The following is a 20,666-nucleotide window of genomic DNA, read 5'->3' as shown; positions in this document are numbered from 1 at the left end:
TATTTTGAATTTTATAGGAAGATTTGTCTTCCTATTTTTTTATACAAAAATTTCACACAATAATACGAAAAATATTCTTACATATTATTTATTAAAAAAATTTGACTAAATTAAAAAAATATTTTATACTAATAAGAGTTAAATTATTAGATTCGAGGTAGTGATTTTATAAAAATAGCAGTTATTGGTGCAGGTGCATCAGGTATTATGAGTGCAATTTTTTCTAAAAATGAAAATACTGAAGTGTTTTTGTTTGATGGTAATGAAAAGATTGGTAAAAAAATTTATATTTCCGGTAAAGGTAGATGCAATATTACAAATTCAAAGGGAATTTATGAATTTTTTGATGAGATAAATAGAAATAAAAATTTTTTGTATAGCAGTTTATATTCATATACTAATGAAGATATTTTAAAGTTTTTTAATGAAAATGGATTGAAAACTAAAGTTGAAAGAGGTGGTCGTGTATTTCCACTTTCTGATAAGTCTAGTGATGTTATAAAAACTTTAGAAAATGTTTTAAATATTAAGGGTGTAAAAACTATTTTAAATACTGAAATTAAAGATGTTAAATTAGTTGAAGATAAGTTTGAATTGGTATGTAATAAAGATTACGGACTTTTTGATAAAGTTATTTTTGCAACAGGTGGAAAGTCATATCCTTTTACAGGCTCAAGAGGTAGGGGACATGAAATTCTAAAAAATTTAGGGCATACTATTACAGATTTAAAGGCAGGTCTTGTTGGGATTGATGTAAAAGAAAAAATAAGAAAATATTCAGGTGTTAGTTTAAAATTTGTCGATTTTAAAATATATAACTCAAATAGAAAACTTATTAATTCTGAATTCGGAGAAATGCTTTTTACTCATACAGGTTTTAGTGGACCAATAGTTTTAAAATCCAGTAAATATTTTGATAATTCAAAGGATTTCATTGTTTCTATTGATTTAAAGCCAAAACTTGATGTGCATACTTTGGACCTTAGATTGCTTAGAGAATTTGACGAAAATAAAAATAAAAATTTAAAAAATGTTCTTTCAAATGTTTTAATAAATTCTATGGTTGAGTTAGTTTTAGAAAAGTCCGAAGTTGATGGAGAGCTTTCTGTAAATCAACTAAAAAAAGAAGATAGAAAAAAACTTGTAGAAACAATGAAAAATTTAGAATTTAACTTTAAAAGTTTGCGACCATTAAGTGAGGCGATTATTACTATTGGGGGAGTTTCAGTTAAAGAAGTCAATTCTTCGACAATGGAAAGCAAGCTAATAAAAAATTTATATATTGTAGGGGAACTTCTTGATGTTGATGCAAATACTGGTGGTTATAATTTAACCATTGCATTTTCAACCGGACATTTAGCCGGAGTTTCTTGTATAGAAAAAGGAGAGTAATTATGGATTATATTATAGCGATAGATGGACCTTCTGGAGTTGGAAAGAGTACGATTGCTAAAAAACTTTCTAAAATTTTAAAGATAAATTATATAGATACAGGTGCAATGTATAGAGCAATAGCATTTAAACTTATTTCTAATGATATTCCTTTGGATAATCACGAAAAGATAAAGGAAATTCTTAAAAGTACAGAATTTACTTATAAGGCTAATTGTCTATATATGGACGGTAAAAAGCTTGGAAAAGAAATAAGAACTGATGAAATTTCAAAAGGGGCCTCTTTAGTTTCCAGTTATGATTATGTTAGAGAAATTTTAGTTTCTATACAAAGACAGATAGGAATGGAAGAAAGTTGTGTACTTGATGGTAGAGATGTTGGGACTGTTATTTTTCCAAAGGCAGATTTTAAATTTTATTTAACAGCATCTTCAAGAGAACGTGCAAAGAGAAGATTTTTGCAAAGTGAAAGAAAAAAAGGACTTTCTTTAGAACAAGTTAGAGAAAGTATTGAAAAAAGAGATTATGACGATATGAATAGAGAGGCATCTCCATTAAGAAAAGCAAAAGATGCTATTGAAATTGATTCAACAGATAAATCTCTTAAAGAAACAATTTTAGAATTTTTATCTCATATAAGAGGCGAAAGATAATGTATAGATTTTTAGTTGCAATAGTTTCTGTTCTTGTAAAAATAATTTATAGAGTCAAAGTCAATGGAATTGAAAATTTCAAAGATGATAAACCTATAATTATCAGCGCAAATCACACTCATATTTTTGACCCTGTTATTTTAGCAATGTTGACTAAAAGACAAATATTTTTTCTATCAAAGAAAGAAATTTTTGAAAAAAAATTATCTGCAAAGTTTTTTACAAAATTAGGAGTTATTCCTATAGATAGAGAAAATACAGATTTAAAGGCTATAAAATCTTGTTTTAGGGTTATTAGAAATGGAGATTTGCTTGGAATTTTTCCAGAAGGAACCAGAGTTAAGACTATTGATATAAATAATATGAAAAAAGGTGTGGCACTTATTGCTTTAAAAAATAAAGTAAATATTCTGCCTATTCATATTGAGGCTAGTTATAAGATTTTTTCTAAAATAACTGTTGATGTTTATCCTATGATTGAAACTAATAATTTTGACAATATGGAAGATTCGGAGGCTATTGATAAATTAACAGAAGAGTTATTCTATAAAATTTATCAAGGAAGAGATGGAAATATATGTAGCAGATAATGCAGGTTTTTGTTTCGGAGTAAAAAGAGCTGTTAAATTAGCCGAAAAGACTTTGAATGAAAATCAAAAAGAAACGGTGTATTCTTATGGAGAGTTAATTCACAATCCTCAAGTTGTCGAAAAATTTAATCGAAAAGGACTTAAAGTAATAGACAATTTTGAAAAAGAAAAGCAAGGAACGATTGTTTTACGTTCTCATGGAATACATCCAAGTATAAAGAAAAAAATGACGGAGTTTGGACATAAACATATTGATTGTACTTGTCCGGTTTTGTTGAATATATATCGAAAAATTGAAAAAAAAGTAAAAGAAGGTTATGAAATTATAATTATAGGGGATAAAAATCATCCTGAGATTAAAGCTATGGTTGGATATTGTGGTGATAAATTTTGTGTAATAAATACAAAAGAAGAGGCAGAAATGATAAAAAATAAAAAAAATTTATATATTATTTCACAAACAACCAATTTAGTAGAGAAATTTTTTCAATTTTCTGGTATAATAAAAGATAGAAATGAAAATGTTATAATTGAAAATACAATTTGTGATGCAACTTCTAAAAGACAAAATTCTTGTGAAGAGATTTCTAAAAGAGTTGATTGTATGATAGTTATTGGGGGATACAGTAGCTCAAATACAAATAAACTTTATGATGTAGCTAAAAAGCATTGTAAAAACGTATATAGGATTGAAACATTTTTAGATTTACCATTGAAAGATATGGTAAAATATAAGAAAATAGGATTAACCGCCGGCGCTTCAACTCCGGATTGGTTAATAGAGGAGGTAGTTGAAGGTATGGAAATTTTAAGCAAGGATGAATTTATGGAACAAATAGAAGGGAGTATTAAGAGAATTTATCCAAGAGAAGTAGTTAAAGGAACTATAATCTATGTTACTGAAACAGAAGTTATGGTAAATATTGGTTATAGAAGTGATGGTATTATTAAACTTGATGAGTTATCTACTGACATTACTAAAAGACCTAAGGATTTATTCCATGAAGGGCAAGAAATTGATGTTTATGTAATTAAACTTGATGATGGAGAAGGTAATGTTGTTTTATCAGCTAAGAGAGTAGAATCATTAAAAGATTGGCAAAATCTTGTTGAAAAATTCAACAATAAAGAGTTAGTAGAAGCTGAAGTTGTAAAAGAAGTTAAAGGAGGCCTATTAGCTACTGTTGATGGTATTAATGCTTTTATCCCGGCAAGTCATATTACAACTAACTTCGTAAAAGATTTTACACCATATATTGGTACAAAAATGGAATGTGCTATAATTAATCTTGATGAAAGAAAGAAAAAAGTTGTTCTTTCAAGAAGAGAAATTGAAGAAAAAGAATTAAATGAAAAATTAGATTTAGCTTGGAGTAAATTAGAAGTTGGCGATGTATTAAAAGGAACTGTAAGAAAATTAACTGACTTTGGTGCATTTGTAAACTTAGGTGATGTTGATGGCTTAATCCATGTTTCAGATATTTCTTGGAATAGAATTAAAAAACCTTCTGATATTTTATCAGTAGGTGATGAAGTAGAAGTTACTATTTTAAAACTTAACAGAGAAAGAAATAGAATCTCTTTAGGTTTAAAACAATTAACAAAGAAACCATTCGAATTATTCTTAGAAAATAATAAAGTTGGTGATGTTGTTACTGGTACTGTAATCAATCTTGTTGATTTTGGTGCATTTGTAAAATTAAAAGAAAATGTTGAAGGTTTAGTTCACATTTCTCAAATTTCTCATGATCATATTGAAAAAGCATCTGATGTTTTAAATATTGGGGAAGAAGTAGAAGTTAAAATCATCAATATTGATGAAGAAAACCAAAAAATTTCTTTATCAATCAAAGAACTTCTTGAAAAACCAGTTGTAGAAACTGTTGAAGAAGAAAAAGAAGAAGTTGAAGAAGAAAAAGAAGAAGAAACAAAATTTGAAAATCAAGAGTTAGATAATTCAATCGGTGCTTTACTTGATATAGAATTATAATTCTAATTAAAAATTTTAAAGCTGTTGAAAATTTTCAACAGCTTTTTTATATTTTCGTTGCAATACTCTTTATAAGGGTATATAATTAAAACGGAGTGATTATATGAATATAAAATTTTTAAATAAAAGCTCACAAGAGCGACGTAATATGATTTTAAGTGAAAAAGTTTTAAAAACAATGATTATTTTAACAATACCTATGTTTATGATGGGAATTGTTCAGGCTTTAATTCCAATCACAGACGGATTGTTTTTAAATAATAACTCCGGTTATATAATTGCAGGAGCGATAGGATTTTCTCAATCGGTAATTGGTATTTTAAATGCTTTTTCACAAGGACTTAGTGTTGCAGCCTCAGCACTTATAGGACAACTTTATGGAAAGGGAGATATAGAGAAAACTAAACATAGTGCAGTACAAATTTTAGTTTTATCTTTTGTAATTGGATTATTGTTATCTCCTTTATGTGTTATTTTATCTTATATAATTTCAAGAGGTGTAAGTAGTGAGCTTTCAGTTCATGTTTTTCAATATCTTGGGTTATATTCTTTTGTTTTACCATTTTTATTTATGGCATCAATTTTTAATTCAATAAAAAACGGAACGGGACATCCTGAGGCACCTTTTTTAAGAATGATAATTTTATTAATTTTAAAAATTATATTTAATACATTATTTTTATCAATTTTGAATTTAGGAGTTATTGGAGCAGTATCTGCATCATTTGTGTCTTACTTTTTAATAGGTATTTGGATGTACTATGATTTATTTGTAAAAAAATCGGATTTTATGCTTTCTTTAAAAGGATTTAGGTTTGATTTTGAATTTGTTAAAAAGACTATGGCTTTGGCAATTCCTAGTATTTTATCCTATATTTTAGTTTATATCGGATTCTTTTTAATAAATAAAGAAGTTGTTAAGTATGGCTCTATTGCCCTTAACGCCTCAACAATTGCGTCAAATATAAATTCAATTTATTTTGTTTTGCCAACAAGTATAGGAACAACTGTTACGACTATGGTTAGTATGAATATTGGTAATGGAAATACAAAAAATGCTAAAAAAGTTTTTTATTATGGAATTTTACTATCTTTACTTATAGTTTTTTCAATTATAATTATTTTTACACCTTTAAATCCATATATTGTTGAAATGTTCCAAAAAAATTCTGAAATTACTAAGATAACAAATAAAGCGCTTACAATTTATATGTATTCGGTAATAGGCTTTGGTATATTTACAGTTGAACAGGGAGTTTTTATTGGACTTGGAAGAACAAAAATGCCATTATTAACCGGAATAATGAGAGTGTGGTTACTTAGATATATTTTTATAATTTTTACAGAAAAATATTTAGGAGTTTATTCAATTTTTTGGGGAAATTTATTTTCAAATTGCATGGCAGCGTTCATATTCTTTTTCTTTGTTTTAAAAGTGAAATGGAAGTCTGCAATTAAAGATTTGTAAAAAAAGTTGATTTTTTTGTTAAAATTTGATATAGTAATTTATATATTTATATATAATTAGGAGGTATTTTATGGAATTTAATAATGAATTAGGTAAAGTTTCTATTAATCCAGTTGTGGTTAAAACAATCGTAGCTAATGTATTAAGAGAAAGTTATGGTGTTAGCGGATTGGCTAATGTTTCTCCTAAAGATGGAATTTATCAACTTTTAGGTTGGGATAATTCTAGCAAAGGTGTTCATGTTGCACTTAAAGATAATAATATTTTTATAGATTTACATATTGTCGTTCAATATGGAATTAAAATTTCAACAGTTTGTGAGAATGTAATAGAAAATGTAAAATACAATGTTGAAAACTTAACTGGTTTAAAAGTTAAATCAGTTAATGTTAATGTGCAAGGAATAAAAGTAGAAGGTAATTAGGAGGAAGTTTTTATGATAAATAGTGAACAGTTACAAATGGCATTTGTAAGAGCTCGTAATTATCTTGAAACAAATAAAGAGATAGTTAATAGCCTAAATGTATTTCCGGTTCCAGATGGAGATACAGGTACAAATATGTCTTTGACTATTAAATCAGCAATTAAAAATTTAGAAAATTCAAAAGTTAATACTTGTGCAGATGTTACTAAGGCTATTAGTGACGGTGCATTAATGGGGGCAAGAGGAAATTCAGGTGTAATTTTATCTCAAATTTTAAGAGGTTTTCACTTGGGAAGTAAAGAAAGTGTTACTCTTGATGTTGAAACATTAAAAAATTGTTTTGTAAATGCTTATAAAGTTGCATATAAATCAGTTATAAAACCAACTGAAGGAACAATTCTTACTGTTATTAGAGAAATGGGAGAGTTTGCTGAGGCTAATTATGCAAATTTTGATGATGAAATTGAATTCTGTAAAGAAATTTTAAAAGAAGGTTTTAGAAGTTTGGAAAAAACTCCAGAAATTTTACCTATTTTAAAGGAAGCGGAAGTAGTGGACGCAGGTGGACGTGGTTTAATGTATCTTTTAGAAGGTGCATTAGGAGATGAAATTGTTGAAATAAAAAATAATTATGAATTTAATAAACCTGCAAGAATTGAACATTTAGCTGCGCAACAAGATGAGGACATTAAATTTGGATATTGTACTGAATTTATGGTTACAAGTGATTCAGAAGAATATGGAATTTTAAGAGATAAGCTTTCAGGTATTGGAGATTCTTTAATTGTCGTTAAGGGCGACAATATTATAAAAGTTCATGTTCATACAAATCACCCTGGACAAGCTATTGAATGGGCATTAGAGTTTGGACCATTACATGATTTAAAAATTGACAATATGAGAAGACAACATAATCATTTACACCATACAGACAAGGAAGTTGCAGAGGCAAAACGTTCTGAAAAAGTTAAAGAAAATAAAAAATATGGTTTTATTTCAATTTCAACAGGAGAAGGTATTGATGAAATCTTCAAGAGTATGGGAGTTGATGAAATAATCACAGGTGGACAAACAATGAATCCGTCAACTGAAGATATTTTAAAAGCAGTTGAAAAGATTAATGCAGATGATATTTTTGTTTTCCCAAATAATAGTAATATTATTCTTGTTTCAGAGCAAGCTGCAAAAATTTCAGAAAAAAGACTTCATGTTATAAAGACAAAACAAATTCCACAAGCATTTAGTTCATTATTTAATTTTGATGAGTCTTTATCTGTTGAAGAAAATATAGAAGTTATGACTGAGGCAATTTCAAATGTTAAAGTTGGACAAATAACTTATGCTCTTAGAGATACTGAAATTGATGGAGTTAAGATTAAAAAAGATGATTTAATGGGATTAAATGAAGGTAAGATTACTATTTCTGAAAAGAAAATAGAAGATACTTTCAAAAAACTTGTTGATGAGCTTATCGATGAAGATTCATCTATAATCAGTATTTATTATGGAGAAGATGTTAAAGAAAAAGATGCTGAAAAGTTGGCAAAACTTGTTGAAGAAAAATATGAAGATATAGAAGTTGAATTAGTTTATGGTGGACAACCATTGTACTATTATTTAATTTCAGTTGAATAAAAAATAAAAATTTAAAAAGTCCGTAAGGACTTTTTTTGTAAGGAAAGTTATGCAATTAAAAGATATAAAGGGAATAGGAGAGAAAAAATTAGCTCTTTTAAATAAACTTGGAATTTTTAATGTAAATAATTTGTTGGAATATTATCCGTATTCGTATATTGATATGACTAGATTTAAAAAGATTTCTGAGATTACAGAAGAGGGAAACTATTCATATCGACTTAAAATTATTTCTTTAATGGAAAATAGAAAAAAGAGAAATATTAAAGTTACAAAGTTTTTAGCGATGGATGAAGAAATGAATTATTGTACGATAGTTTATTTTAATAATAATTTTATTTCGAAAAATTTAAAAATAAATAATGTATATGAAATGTACGGTAGAGCAAAATTACTTGGTAAAAATGTAGAAATTCAAGCTCCGACAATGCAAAATAAAGCTAATATTGTTGGAAGTGTAATTCCACAATATCATCTTTGTAAGGGTATTTCCAATTTAGATATTGTAAAAATTATAAAAAATTTATTAAAAAGTAAATCGTATTTTAAAGAAAAATTACCTGAAAATATTTTAAAAGAATTAAATTTGGAAAGTTATGATAATGCAATTAGGAATATACATTTTCCAAAAGATAATCAAAGTTTTTTAAAAGCTAAAAAAAGACTTTCTTTTGATGAAATTTTTTATTTTCAATTAGCTATGAAAAAACTAAAAAGAAATAAAGTCAATGCAATTAATTTTGAAATAAAAAAAGAAACTTTTGAATTTATCAATTCATTAAAATTTAAACTTACAAAATCACAAAATAAAGTTTTAGATGATATTTTTAGAGATATGTCAAGTGATAAACAGATGAATAGATTAATTCAAGGAGATGTTGGTTGTGGGAAGACAATAGTATCATTCATTGCTATGTTTAATGTTGTAAAAAACGGATTTCAATCGGTTTTAATGGCTCCAACTGAAATTTTAGCAAGGCAACATTTTGAAAATGCTAAGGAACTTTTTGAAAAATATAATATAAAAGTTGAATTACTTGTCGGAAGTTTGAAAGAAAGTGAAAAAAAGAAAATTTATGAAAAAGTTGAAAGTGGGGAAGTTGATATTGTAATAGGAACTCATGCAGTATTTCAAGAAAAAGTTATTTACAATAATTTAGGACTTGTAATTACAGATGAGCAACATAGATTTGGAGTTAAACAAAGACTTTTACTTTCTAAAAAATCTCAAAACCCTGATATTTTAGTAATGAGTGCAACGCCTATTCCAAGAACTGTTGGACTTGTTATGTTTTGTGATTTGGATATTTCGACAATAGATGAATTACCAAGTGGACGTGGAAAGATTAACACTTACTTTGTAAATGAAAGCTATGAACAAAGATATATTAATTTTATAAAAAAACATATCGAAGAAGGTCGTCAAGCATATATAGTTTGTCCGCTTGTTGATGAAAGTGATACAATGGAATTGCAGTCGGTTATAAATTTGTATGAAAGGCTGAAACAAAAATACTTTCAAAATATAGAAATTGAGTTTATTCATGGAAAAATGAAACCTGTGGATAAAGATGAGATTATGAAAAATTTTGAAATTGGAAAGATAAAAGTTTTGGTAGCCACAACTGTAATTGAGGTTGGTATAAATGTTCCAAATGCAAATATAATGGTAATTTATAATGCAGAAAGATTTGGACTTAGTCAATTACACCAACTTAGAGGAAGAATCGGACGTGGAAGTTATGAAAGTTTTTGTATCTTAGTTAGTAATAAGAGAAGTGAAAATTTGAAAAAACGAATGGAAATTATGTGTTCATCAACAGACGGATTTTATATTTCCGAGCAGGATTTTTTGCTTAGAGGTTATGGAGATATTCTCGGTTATAGGCAATCGGGTGAAGCAAGATTTAAAATGATTGATATTCAAAAAGATTATGAACTTTTAAAATCCGCTATAAAGTATGTTGATGAAATTTTAAAAGATGACTTTGAATTTGAAAAGGAAGAAAATCAAATTTTAAGAGAAAATGTAAATGAATTTATCGAAAACTTAAATAACAATATTATTATGAATTAGGCAAATGTTTTATTTGTCTTTTTTTTAACACTTTTTTATAATATTTATTATTGATTTCATTTTTACTAGGTGATATAATAAAGAAAATTATATGTGGAGGTGGTCATTATGACTAAAAAATTTAAAATTTTATTAATAACGTTTTCATTATTAGTGGGTAGTATGTTTTCTGCTAATACTAACGCATTGGAAATTGAGGCGAATTTTAATGGTGAAATGTTAGAATCGTCCAGTGTAGATGCTATATCTTCTAGTACTATTATTAAATATAGTGATCATTTAAAACTTGAAGAAAAGAAGTTTTGGAAAACTGAATACAGGAATAGAACTCCTTATGGTGGTTATTTATATTATGTAAGAACAAAAGAAATAAATGGGAGAAAGTATGCTTTGTATTCAGGAAAACTCTATAGAAATGCCACTAGACCTTTTAGAAAAAAATTTATGGAGGTTAGATAATAATGAAAAAATTTTTTAAAATTTTAAGTTTTTGTTTGTGTACTTTGTTTATTTTTTCATCTTGTAAAAGTTCTTCTAATGTTGGAGTTGAAAAATTAAAAAATAAAGTGTTTTCAGCAAACGATAATGGAAGTATTGTATTTCCCATGGATAAAGTTAATATAAAGTATCCGGATTATTGTTGGAACAAATATTCCGGAGTTATAGTTGATAAAAATGGAAAGGTTTTTAAAAAACCAAGTAAAGATGAGGCTTTTTTTGAAGCTTTTAATCCAAAGATAGAAGTTAAAAATGGTAAAAAATATATAAATGCAGATAGTGAGTTTTATCCTAATGATAGATTTGAACTGAAAGATGAATTTACAATTTTAGATACTCTTTTAGGAATAGAATATGTTGATATTGTAAATAAATATGGAATAGAATACGATAACAATGAGTATTTAACTGAATACAAAGAAGCAAAACAATTAGCTAAAAATTATAAAGAAATAGTTAAAGACATAGAAGATAGTAAGAATGAATTACCTTCAAAAATTAAAGCTGAAATAGAACGTGAAATGGAAATAGATAGAGATTAAAATATTTTATAAAAAGATTGGAATAATATTTCAATCTTTTTTGTTGCATTTAAAAACTTGCTTTAAATATTGAAAAAATTTTGAAAAAATGGTAAACTTAAAGTAAGAATTTAAAGGAGATAAACTTTATGGATTTAGATTTTAAAAGAGTAGTTATTAAACTTAGTGGAGAGGCTTTGTCCGGTGGAGTAGGACATGGACTTCATGATGAAACAATCGAAAAAATTTGTAAATCAGTAAAAGATGTATATGATTTAGGAATTCAAATTTGTATTGTGGTTGGTGGTGGTAATTTTTGGAGAGGTCGTTCAAGTGAAAATATAGAACGTTCAACTTCAGACCACATGGGTATGCTTGCAACAATAATAAATTCTTTAAGATTACAAGCTACATTGGAGAATTTAGGAATACCGACAAGAGTTCAAACAGCAATTAATGTTCACGAAGTTGCTGAGCCTTTTATAAAAAGAAAGGCAGAAAGACATCTTGAAAAAGGCAGAATAGTTATTTTTGGTGCTGGTACAGGTATGCCATATTTTTCAACAGATACAACTGCAGCTTTAAGAGCTGCTGAAATGAATGCAGATGTTATTTTACTTGGTAAAACAGGAACAGATGGTGTTTATGATTGTGACCCAAATAAATTTGATAATGCAAAGAAATTTGATGAACTAACATATATAGAAATTTTAAATAGAGGTTTAGGTATAATGGATGCTACTGCAACTTCTCTTTGTATGGATAATAATATTCCACTTGTTGTATTTGGAATTGATGACCCTGAAAACTTGGTTAGGGTTGCAAAGGGAGAAAAAGTAGGAACAATTGTAAGGGGGAAATAAATATGTATAAAGAAGTAATTAATGAATTAGAAAGAAAAATGTCAAAATCAATAGAGGCTTATGAAACAGAATTGACAACTGTTAGAGCTGGAAGAGCTAATCCTGCTATTTTAGACCAATTTACTGTTGATTATTATGGAACAGAAACACCAATTAAACAAGTTGCATCACTTTCAGTTCCGGAGGCTAGATTATTAGTAATTCAGCCTTGGGACGCATCTTTAATAACTCCGATAGAAAAAGTTATTTTAGCATCAAATTTAGGAATTACTCCTTCTAATGACGGAAAAGTTATAAGATTACCTTTCCCTGCATTAACTGAAGATAGAAGAAAAGAATTAGTTAAGGTTGTTAAGGGATATAGTGAAAATGCAAAAATTGCTATTAGAAATTTAAGACGTGATGGAATTGATAAATTAAAGAAAATGGAAAAAGATAAAGAAATCAGTGAAGACGAATTAAGACAAGCTGAAGAACAAGTTCAAAAAGTTACAGATAAGTTTACTAAAGAAGTAGATGATATTACAAAATCAAAAGAAAAAGAATTAATGGAAATTTAATGAAAGATATAGATTTTGAAAATATACCAAGACATATTGGTATAATTATGGATGGGAACGGACGTTGGGCAAAAAACAGATTTTTGCCCAGAATTGCCGGACATAAAGAAGGAATGAATAGAGTTGTAGATATAGTTGAAGAATGTTGTAAGATAGGGATAAAGACTTTAACTTTATATGCTTTTTCAACTGAAAATTGGAAAAGACCTGAAGAAGAAGTAAAGGGTCTTATGAATATTTTAGTTATCTATATAAACTCTCAGTTAAAAAGAATTTTAGAAAATAATATAATTTTTAGAGTAGTTGGAGATTACAGTAAATTACCAAGCTCTATTGTCAAATTGTTAGATGATAGCATAGAAAAATCAAAGGATAATACAGGAATGGTGTTAAATATTGCTCTTAATTATGGTGGAAGAGCCGAAATAATTTCTTCTATAAAGAAATTATACGAAGATATTTCCGATGGTAAATTTTCTGTTGATGATTTAAATGAAGAAACTTTTAAAAATTATTTATATACTAAAGAAAATTCTGATGTTGACTTAATTATAAGAACTGGAAATGAAAAAAGAATAAGTAATTTTTTGATTTATCAACTGGCTTATTCTGAATTTTATTTTACAGATATTTTATGGCCGGAGTTTTATGCTGAAGATTTGTATGATGCTATATATGATTTTCAAAATAGGAATAGAAGATTTGGGGGAATTTAATGAATAGTTTTATTAATAGAACTATAAGTGGTGCTTTGATGTTAATAATATCTTTTATTTGTATTTATCTTAAAGGGTATGCATTAGTTGGATACTCTATGGCTATTACTATTTTTTGCTTAATTGAATTATTTAGGACTTTTAAGTTAAACGATGTGTTTATGATTGGTTTTAGCTTAATATTTTCTATGGGAATGTTGTATTCTATAAGTATTTCAAATGAAAATTTAGTTTTAACTTTTTTTGCATCATATTTTCTTATTATTTCCATATATTACTTATTCTTTAATAAAATGAGTATTGAGAGCTTAGGTAGATTATTATTTTCTTTTATCTATATTTCAGTACCTATGGGAGTTTTTTTGAAATTAGGTTATACTAATCTTTTATGGATAGTATTTTTAATTTCTTGGGGAACTGATACATTCGCATATTTATTTGGAATGATTTTTGGCAAACACAAATTATGTCCAAGTATAAGTCCTAAAAAAACTATTGAAGGTGCTTTAGGTGGAATTTTCGGTTCACTAATATTGTTAAATTTATTTAATTACTTTGTGTTAAAAAATAATATTGTTTTTGTAACTCTATCAGGAATAATTCTTTCAATAGTTGCACAAATCGGAGATTTATTTGCATCAAAAATAAAGCGAGAAATGGGTATAAAAGATTTTAGCAATATTATTAAAGGACATGGTGGATTTTTAGATAGATTCGACAGTATTATTTTTGTAACTCCTTTAGTTTACATTGTGTTTTATATATTTGGAGGTAATATTTAATGATTATAAAGATAATAGTAGCACTGTTGGTGTTTATGGTCGTAGTTGTTGTTCATGAATTTGGGCATTTCATTTTTGCTAAAAGAGCAAAGATAAAGGTTAATGAGTTTGCAGTCGGAATGGGTCCTAAAATTTTTGGAAAACAAAAAGGTGATACTCTATATTCTCTTAGAGCTTTACCACTTGGTGGTTTTTGTGCTATGGAGGGTGAAGATGAAGGAGAAGAAGATACAGAATTAGATTTTTCAGAAAGAGGGCATTTCAACGGAGCGACTCTTGGAGGGAGAATTTTAACTATTTTTGCAGGACCTTTATTTAATTTTATTTTAGCTTTTGTAATACTTTTTACTTTGTTTGCTATTAGAGGGCATCAAACAACTACAATAGAAAGTATTATGAATAATTCTGTAGCACAAAAATATGGAATACAAGCAGGAGATAAGATTTTAAGTATCGGTGAAAATAAAATAAATTCTTGGAAAGATATTCAAACAAGCTTATCAAAATTAGATAAAGAAGAAACTACGGTTAAAGTGCTTAGAAATAATGAAGAAAAAGAAATTTCTTTAAAGTTTGAGAATAAAAATGAAAAAGTTTTAGGAGTTAGTTCAAAACTTGAAAGAAATTTATTAGTTTCTGTAAAAGAAAGTTTTAATACATTCTTTTATTTTATAAATTCTATGTTTGATATTTTAAGACAATTATTTACAGGAAAAGTAGGAGTTGGACAGCTTTCAGGTCCTATTGGAGTTGTAGGAGCAATAAGTAGCGCTGCAAGTAATGGTTGGTATTCATTACTATACATTACAGCATTTTTAAGTGTAAACTTAGGATTTATAAACTTATTACCTATACCTGCTTTAGATGGTGGTAGATTAGTTTTCTTATTTATAGAGCTAATTTTAGGCAGACCTATTTCAAGATCAAAAGAAGGTCTTGTTCATACAATAGGTTTTATATTTTTAATGGGTCTTATATTATTCGTTTCTTTTAAGGATGTATTAAGACTTGGAGTTTTATTTGGAGCAAATTAATGGAAAGAAAAATAACAAAGAAAATTTTTGTGGGGAACGTGCCTATTGGAGGCGGTTCTCCTATTTCTATACAATCAATGACAAATACAATCACTAAAGATGTATTTGCTACAGCTAGACAAATTAATGAATTTACAAAAGAGGGCTGTAATATTAGCCGTTCTGCTGTTAATGATTTAGATGATGCTTTAGCTATTAAAAAGATAAAGTCTTTGACTACAATACCATTTATTGCAGATATTCAATATGATTATAAACTTGCAATAATGGCTGCTGAAAACGGTGCTGACTGTTTAAGAATTAATCCGGGAAATATCGGAGGAAGAAAAAAAGTCAAAGAAGTAGTTGAGTGTTGTAAATATCACAACATTCCAATAAGAGTTGGAGTTAATTCCGGCTCTGTAAATCAAAAATTTATAGATAAATTTGGTGGAGTTAATAAAGAATCTATCGTTTATAGTGCATTGGACCAAGTTGAATTTTTAGAGTCATTAAATTTTGACCAAATAAAAATTTCTATAAAATCAAGTAATGTACCTATTTGTGTAGAGTCTTATGAATTACTAAGTAGTTTATGTGATTATCCATTACATTTAGGAATTACTGAGGCAGGGCCAAGTTTTAGAGGCAGTATAAAATCCTCTGTTGGTCTTGGAATAATTTTAGCAAAAGGGATAGGAGATACAATTAGAGTGTCTTTAACTGGAAATCCTGTTGAAGAAGTTAAAGTAGGTAAAGAAATTTTGCGTTCACTTGGACTTTTAAGAGATGGAATAGATTTAATTTCTTGTCCTACTTGTTCAAGAACTAAAATAGATTTAATAAATATTGTTGAACAGGCAGAAAAAGAATTAAAACATGTAAAGAAAAATTTGAAAATTGCCATAATGGGTTGTCCTGTAAATGGACCTGGAGAGGCTAGGGAGGCTGATTTAGGAATAGCAGGAGGAAATGGTAAAGGACTTATTTTCAAAAAAGGTCAGATTATTAAAAAAGTTGAAGAAAAAGATTTATTATCTGAGCTTATTAATGAAATAAATAATTATACGGAGGAATAATATGTATAGGAGTTTAAAAAGTTTTTATTTTTCACGTCGAAAAAATTACAGCTTATCAGAAGATTTTATAATTGATGAGTTTGTTTTTGGTGATGAAAAAATAAGTTTTAAATTACTTACAAACTCTGATGATATTGGTATAGAAGAACTTATGGTTTTAGATGAAGAACTTCATGAATTATTCAATGGTAAAGAAGTTGAATTTTCAGTTCAGACTTTTTCTAATGCTGAATATCCTTATGAATATTTTTACTATATAAATTACGATGAGTTCGTAAATGAAACTCAAAGATTATTAAAAAATCATGGTTTTTCTCTTACTAATAATGATAGAATAAATTTTTTAGAAGATTATATTGAAATTTTTATTTCAAATTCAATTTATAGATTTAAACTTGTTTCTAATTCTTTTGTAAATGACTTAAAAGACTTTATTTCAAAAAAATTTACTGAAAATGTAGAAATTTTTATGCTTAATTCTTTGGATATTCATGAAGAAAAATCTGTGGTAAAATTTGAAGATAAATTGGAAAATAAGTTAAAAGAAATTCAAAAAGAAAATGAAGTAAAAGTTGAAAAGGCAAAAGCTAATAAAGAATTTATTGAAGAAAACAAAGAATTTAAAATTGGTAGAAAAATTTCTGATAAAGACCCAATTTTACAAATTATAGATTTAGACCAAAATAGTGGTTTTTGTAAAATTCAAGGTAGAGTATATGATTTAGAGATTAGAGAGCTTAAAAGTGGTAAAAAATTAGCTTTATTTGATATTGAAGATGATACTTCTGCTATGAATTGTAAATTATTTTTAGATGATAAAATATTTTCTATGTTTAATGATAAAATAAATTCTAAGTCTATTGAAAAGGGAATTTGTGTACTTGCTACTGGTAGAGTTGAATACGACCAATATGCTAGAGGAATTTCTATGATGATTAATAGTATGGAAATTGCTCCTAATAAGGTTTATGTAGATGAGGCTCCTGAAAAAAGGGTTGAACTTCATTTAAATTCACAGATGAGTGGTCTTGACGGTTGTGTTGATTTACAAGTTTTAAAATCAAGATTATCACAAATGGGACATACTGCTATTGGTGTTACAGATATAGGAGTTGTTCAAGCCTATCCGCAAATGATGGATTTATTTGGAAAAGATGATATAAAGGCTCTTTATGGTCTTGAATTAAACTTATTAGAAGATAATCCTAGAATTTTATATAATTATAAAGATGGAATAAGTTTTGATACGTTTGTAGTTTTTGACATTGAAACAACAGGACTTTCACATCTGAAAAATAATATTACAGAAATCGGGGCAGTTCGTGTTGAGAACGGGAAAATTGTTGAAGTTTTTAATGAACTTGTAAATCCACAGCAAGAAATATCTCAAGAAATTACAGATATTACTGGCATTACAAATGAAATGGTAGCAGACAAACCTTTAATAAATGAAATTATGCCTAAGTTTTTAGAATTTTCTAAAGATGCTGTTTTTGTCGCACATAACGCAGAGTTTGATATTTCATTTATAAAAACTAATTGTAAAAGACTTTCTCTTGATTTTGACCCGACTTTTATTGATACAATGGGCTTTGCAAGAGCTGTTTTACCACAATTAAAGAATCATAAACTTAATACATTATGTAAAGAGCTTGGAGTAAAATTATTGAATCACCATAGGGCAAGTTTCGATGCTGAGGCTTGTGCAGGTATTCTTTTAGAGCTTATAAAAATAATTGAAAAACAAGGAAAAGTTTTTGATGAAAATATAAATAATATTGAAACCAAATGGCCTGTTGCAAAAAATATTTCATATAATTCAATAATTTATGTAAAAGAGATGAAAGCTTTAAGTGGTTTTTATAAAATGGTTTCTGAAGGTTTGATGAAATATTTTAGAAAGGTTGCAGGTTTTCCAAAATCAAGATTAAAAGAATATAGAGATGGTCTTTTAATTGGTTCAGGAAATTGGAATGGAGAACTTTTTAATGCTTTTATTGAAGGAAAAAGTGAAGAAGAAATTTTAGAAATTGCAAAATTTTATGATTTTTTTGAAATTCAGCCAATATCAAATCTAAAACATTTATACAACAGAGGAAAAGTTTTAGAACTAAATGATTTAAAAGAAATAAATAAAAAGATTTTTGAACTCGGTAAAAAATTAGATAAATTAGTTGTTGCAACAGGAAATGTAAAATATTTAGATAAAGAGGATTATCTTTTTAGAAATGTAATTTTATATGGTCAAGGAAATAGAAATCTTGAAAGAGAAGGAGCTTTTTATTTTAGAACTACGAATGAAATGCTTGAAGAATTTTCCTATCTCGGTAAAGAAACAGCTTATGAAGTTGTAGTAAAAAATACAAATCTTTTTAAAGATATGTTAGAGGATATTTTACCAATACCAAATGGAACATTCCCTCCATTCATTGAAGGAGCTGATGAAGAACTTAGAAAAATTTGTTATGACAAAGCTAAATCAATTTATGGAGAAAATTTACCTAAAATTGTTGAGGATAGACTTGAAAGAGAGCTAGGCTCTATCATAAAGAATGGCTATGCCGTTTTATATATCATTGCGCAAAAACTTGTTTGGCGTTCAAATGATGATGGATATTTGGTAGGGTCAAGAGGTTCTGTTGGTTCTTCTTTTGCAGCTACTATGTCCGGTATAACAGAAGTAAATCCTCTTATACCACATTATATTTGTCCTAATTGTAAACATTCAGAATTTCATGATGAATATAGTGGACAATCCGGAGTTGATATGCCGGATAAAGAATGTCCACATTGTAAAACAAATATGATTAAAGAAGGACATGATATTCCTTTTGAAGTTTTCTTAGGTTTCGACGGAGATAAAGAACCTGATATAGACTTAAACTTTGCCGGAGAATATCAACCGACTTGCCATAAATATACAGAAGAATTATTCGGTTCAGATAAAGTTTATAGAGCAGGAACTATTGGTACAATTTCTGATAAAACTGCTTTTGGATATGTTAAAAAATTTGTAGAAGAAAAAGAATTATCTTTGACTTCAGGAAATATGAAAAGATATGTAAGAAAATTAGTAGGGGTTAAAAGAACGAGTGGACAACACCCCGGTGGGGTAATGATTGTTCCACATAATAAGGAAATCTATGATTTTACTCCAATACAATATCCGGCCGATGATCCAACTTCTGAAACAAAGACAACTCACTTCAGTTATAAATCTATAAGTGGTAGAATTTTAAAACTTGACTTACTTGGACACGATGTTCCAACAATCATAAAACATTTAGGAGATTTAACGGGAGTTGACCCTTTAAATATTCCAATGGACGATAAAGAAACTTTAAATATTTTCTATTCTACAGAAAGTTTGAAATTTATTGATGATAAATATAAGGACGGAGTAGGAACACTTGGGATACCTGAATATGGTACAAATTTTGTAAGACAGATGTTACTTGATACAAGACCGAAAACTTTGACAGAGCTTATAAGAATTTCCGGTTTATCACATGGAACGGATGTATGGCTTGGAAACGCACAAGAGCTTATAAAACAAGGAATACCTTTAAATGAAACAATATGTACAAGAGATGATATAATGACATTTTTGATTTTTAAAGGACTTGAAAATAAACGTTCATTTAAGATAATGGAAACAGTAAGAAAGGGAAAAAATCTTGACGAAGAAACTGAAAGTTATATGAGAGAAAATGGAATACCTGAGTGGTATATCGAATCTTGTAAAAAAATAAAGTATCTTTTCCCTAAAGCACATGCTGTTGCTTATGTAATGATGAGTTATAGAATTGCATATTTTAAAGTTCATTATCCTGAGGCTTTTTATGCAACATACTTTACAACTAAGATAGAAAATTATCCGGGTAATTTAATTTACAAAGGACTTTCTGCTATACAAGCAAAGATGAAAGAAATTTCTGAACTTGGGAAGTCTGCATCTAAAAAGGAGCAGGACGTTTATGATATTCTTGAAGTTGCCGAAGAAATGTATCTTCGCGGAATAGTTGCAAGTAAAGTTGACTTAGAAAAATCACATTATTCAAAATTTTTAATCGATGGTAAAGGAAAAATTTTACCACCATTTAGAGCTTTAGACTTTGTAAGTGATGTAAACTCTAACTCTATTTATGAAGAAGTTAGAAAGTTACCTTTTATTTCTATTGAAGATTTTCAAGAGAGAACAAAGATAAATAAAAATGCATTAGAATCATTAAAAGAACATGGAGTATTAAATAAATTACAACAAACTAATCAAGTTAGTTTATTTGATTTAATGTAGATATAAAGAACTGAAATTTTTTAAATTTTGGTTACTAAATTGCAAGAATAAATTAGCCACATAAAAATAATTCTCTAGGCGTTTTGTAATTGAATATTTTTTTAGGAT

Annotated in this window: 17 protein-coding genes; all 17 read left to right on the top strand. The window is 27.6% G+C overall.

Annotation, left to right across the window (positions count from 1 at the left end):
* Nucleotides 1-150 precede the first annotated feature (150 nt).
* The 17 genes from IBJ83_RS01275 (at nt 151) to IBJ83_RS01195 (ending at nt 20,558) form a co-directional block, all read left to right on the top strand.
* Complete coding sequence (locus tag IBJ83_RS01275; RefSeq protein WP_333473012.1) at nt 151-1,392, top strand: BaiN/RdsA family NAD(P)/FAD-dependent oxidoreductase; 1,242 nt, start codon at nt 151-153, stop codon at nt 1,390-1,392.
* A gap of 2 nt (nt 1,393-1,394) precedes the next feature.
* Nucleotides 1,395-2,045 (top strand): (d)CMP kinase, encoded by a 651-nt coding sequence (gene cmk, locus IBJ83_RS01270; RefSeq protein ID WP_201275031.1) that lies wholly within the window; start codon nt 1,395-1,397, stop codon nt 2,043-2,045.
* Nucleotides 2,045-2,635 carry a lysophospholipid acyltransferase family protein gene (locus IBJ83_RS01265; RefSeq protein ID WP_201275030.1) on the top strand — a complete coding sequence of 197 codons (591 nt, stop codon included), beginning with the start codon at nt 2,045-2,047 and terminating at the stop codon, nt 2,633-2,635. Before cmk ends, IBJ83_RS01265 begins: the two co-directional genes overlap by 1 nt.
* Nucleotides 2,613-4,625, top strand: a complete 2,013-nt coding sequence (locus IBJ83_RS01260) for a bifunctional 4-hydroxy-3-methylbut-2-enyl diphosphate reductase/30S ribosomal protein S1 (protein ID WP_201275029.1) — start codon at nt 2,613-2,615, stop codon at nt 4,623-4,625. The genes IBJ83_RS01265 and IBJ83_RS01260 overlap by 23 nt, the downstream gene beginning before the upstream one ends.
* Nucleotides 4,626-4,728: 103 nt before the next feature.
* Nucleotides 4,729-6,093 carry an MATE family efflux transporter gene (locus tag IBJ83_RS01255; protein WP_201275028.1) on the top strand — a complete coding sequence of 455 codons (1,365 nt, stop codon included), beginning with the start codon at nt 4,729-4,731 and terminating at the stop codon, nt 6,091-6,093.
* Between the two features lie 70 nt (nt 6,094-6,163).
* Nucleotides 6,164-6,517, top strand: a complete 354-nt coding sequence (locus IBJ83_RS01250; protein WP_068471807.1) for an Asp23/Gls24 family envelope stress response protein — start codon at nt 6,164-6,166, stop codon at nt 6,515-6,517.
* A gap of 12 nt (nt 6,518-6,529) precedes the next feature.
* A complete protein-coding gene (locus IBJ83_RS01245; protein WP_201275027.1) occupies nt 6,530-8,152 on the top strand; it encodes a DAK2 domain-containing protein in 1,623 nt (540 codons plus the stop codon).
* Nucleotides 8,153-8,201: 49 nt separating this feature from the next.
* Nucleotides 8,202-10,229 carry an ATP-dependent DNA helicase RecG gene (gene recG / locus IBJ83_RS01240; RefSeq protein WP_201275026.1) on the top strand — a complete coding sequence of 676 codons (2,028 nt, stop codon included), beginning with the start codon at nt 8,202-8,204 and terminating at the stop codon, nt 10,227-10,229.
* 108 nt (nt 10,230-10,337) lie between these two features.
* Nucleotides 10,338-10,688, top strand: a complete 351-nt coding sequence (locus IBJ83_RS01235; RefSeq protein ID WP_201275025.1) for a hypothetical protein — start codon at nt 10,338-10,340, stop codon at nt 10,686-10,688.
* A gap of 2 nt (nt 10,689-10,690) precedes the next feature.
* The gene (locus IBJ83_RS01230) at nt 10,691-11,269 is read left to right on the top strand and encodes a hypothetical protein (protein ID WP_231698832.1); all 579 of its coding nucleotides are present in this window, start codon (nt 10,691-10,693) and stop codon (nt 11,267-11,269) included.
* Nucleotides 11,270-11,397: 128 nt separating this feature from the next.
* Nucleotides 11,398-12,111, top strand: coding sequence for a UMP kinase (gene pyrH, locus IBJ83_RS01225; RefSeq protein WP_201275024.1), 714 nt, complete (start codon nt 11,398-11,400; stop codon nt 12,109-12,111).
* A gap of 2 nt (nt 12,112-12,113) precedes the next feature.
* Nucleotides 12,114-12,671 (top strand): ribosome recycling factor, encoded by a 558-nt coding sequence (gene frr, locus IBJ83_RS01220; protein ID WP_201275023.1) that lies wholly within the window; start codon nt 12,114-12,116, stop codon nt 12,669-12,671.
* Nucleotides 12,671-13,387: an isoprenyl transferase gene (locus IBJ83_RS01215; protein WP_201275022.1), complete on the top strand. Its 717-nt coding sequence runs from the start codon at nt 12,671-12,673 to the stop codon at nt 13,385-13,387. The genes frr and IBJ83_RS01215 overlap by 1 nt, the downstream gene beginning before the upstream one ends.
* On the top strand, nt 13,387-14,169 hold the full coding sequence (locus tag IBJ83_RS01210; protein ID WP_201275021.1) for a phosphatidate cytidylyltransferase: 783 nt from the start codon (nt 13,387-13,389) through the stop codon (nt 14,167-14,169). Before IBJ83_RS01215 ends, IBJ83_RS01210 begins: the two co-directional genes overlap by 1 nt.
* On the top strand, nt 14,169-15,203 hold the full coding sequence (gene rseP, locus IBJ83_RS01205; RefSeq protein ID WP_201275020.1) for an RIP metalloprotease RseP: 1,035 nt from the start codon (nt 14,169-14,171) through the stop codon (nt 15,201-15,203). Before IBJ83_RS01210 ends, rseP begins: the two co-directional genes overlap by 1 nt.
* Nucleotides 15,203-16,261 (top strand): flavodoxin-dependent (E)-4-hydroxy-3-methylbut-2-enyl-diphosphate synthase, encoded by a 1,059-nt coding sequence (gene ispG / locus IBJ83_RS01200; protein ID WP_068472510.1) that lies wholly within the window; start codon nt 15,203-15,205, stop codon nt 16,259-16,261. The genes rseP and ispG overlap by 1 nt, the downstream gene beginning before the upstream one ends.
* Nucleotide 16,262: 1 nt before the next feature.
* Complete coding sequence (locus IBJ83_RS01195) at nt 16,263-20,558, top strand: PolC-type DNA polymerase III (RefSeq protein WP_201275019.1); 4,296 nt, start codon at nt 16,263-16,265, stop codon at nt 20,556-20,558.
* Nucleotides 20,559-20,666: the final 108 nt, after the last annotated feature.

The organism is Parvimonas parva (genome assembly GCF_016552165.1).
In the GTDB taxonomy this organism is placed as follows: Bacteria; Bacillota; Clostridia; order Tissierellales; family Peptoniphilaceae; genus Parvimonas; species Parvimonas parva.
Note: the sequence above shows the minus strand (reverse complement) of the source record. Positions and strands in the feature narration are given on the sequence as shown.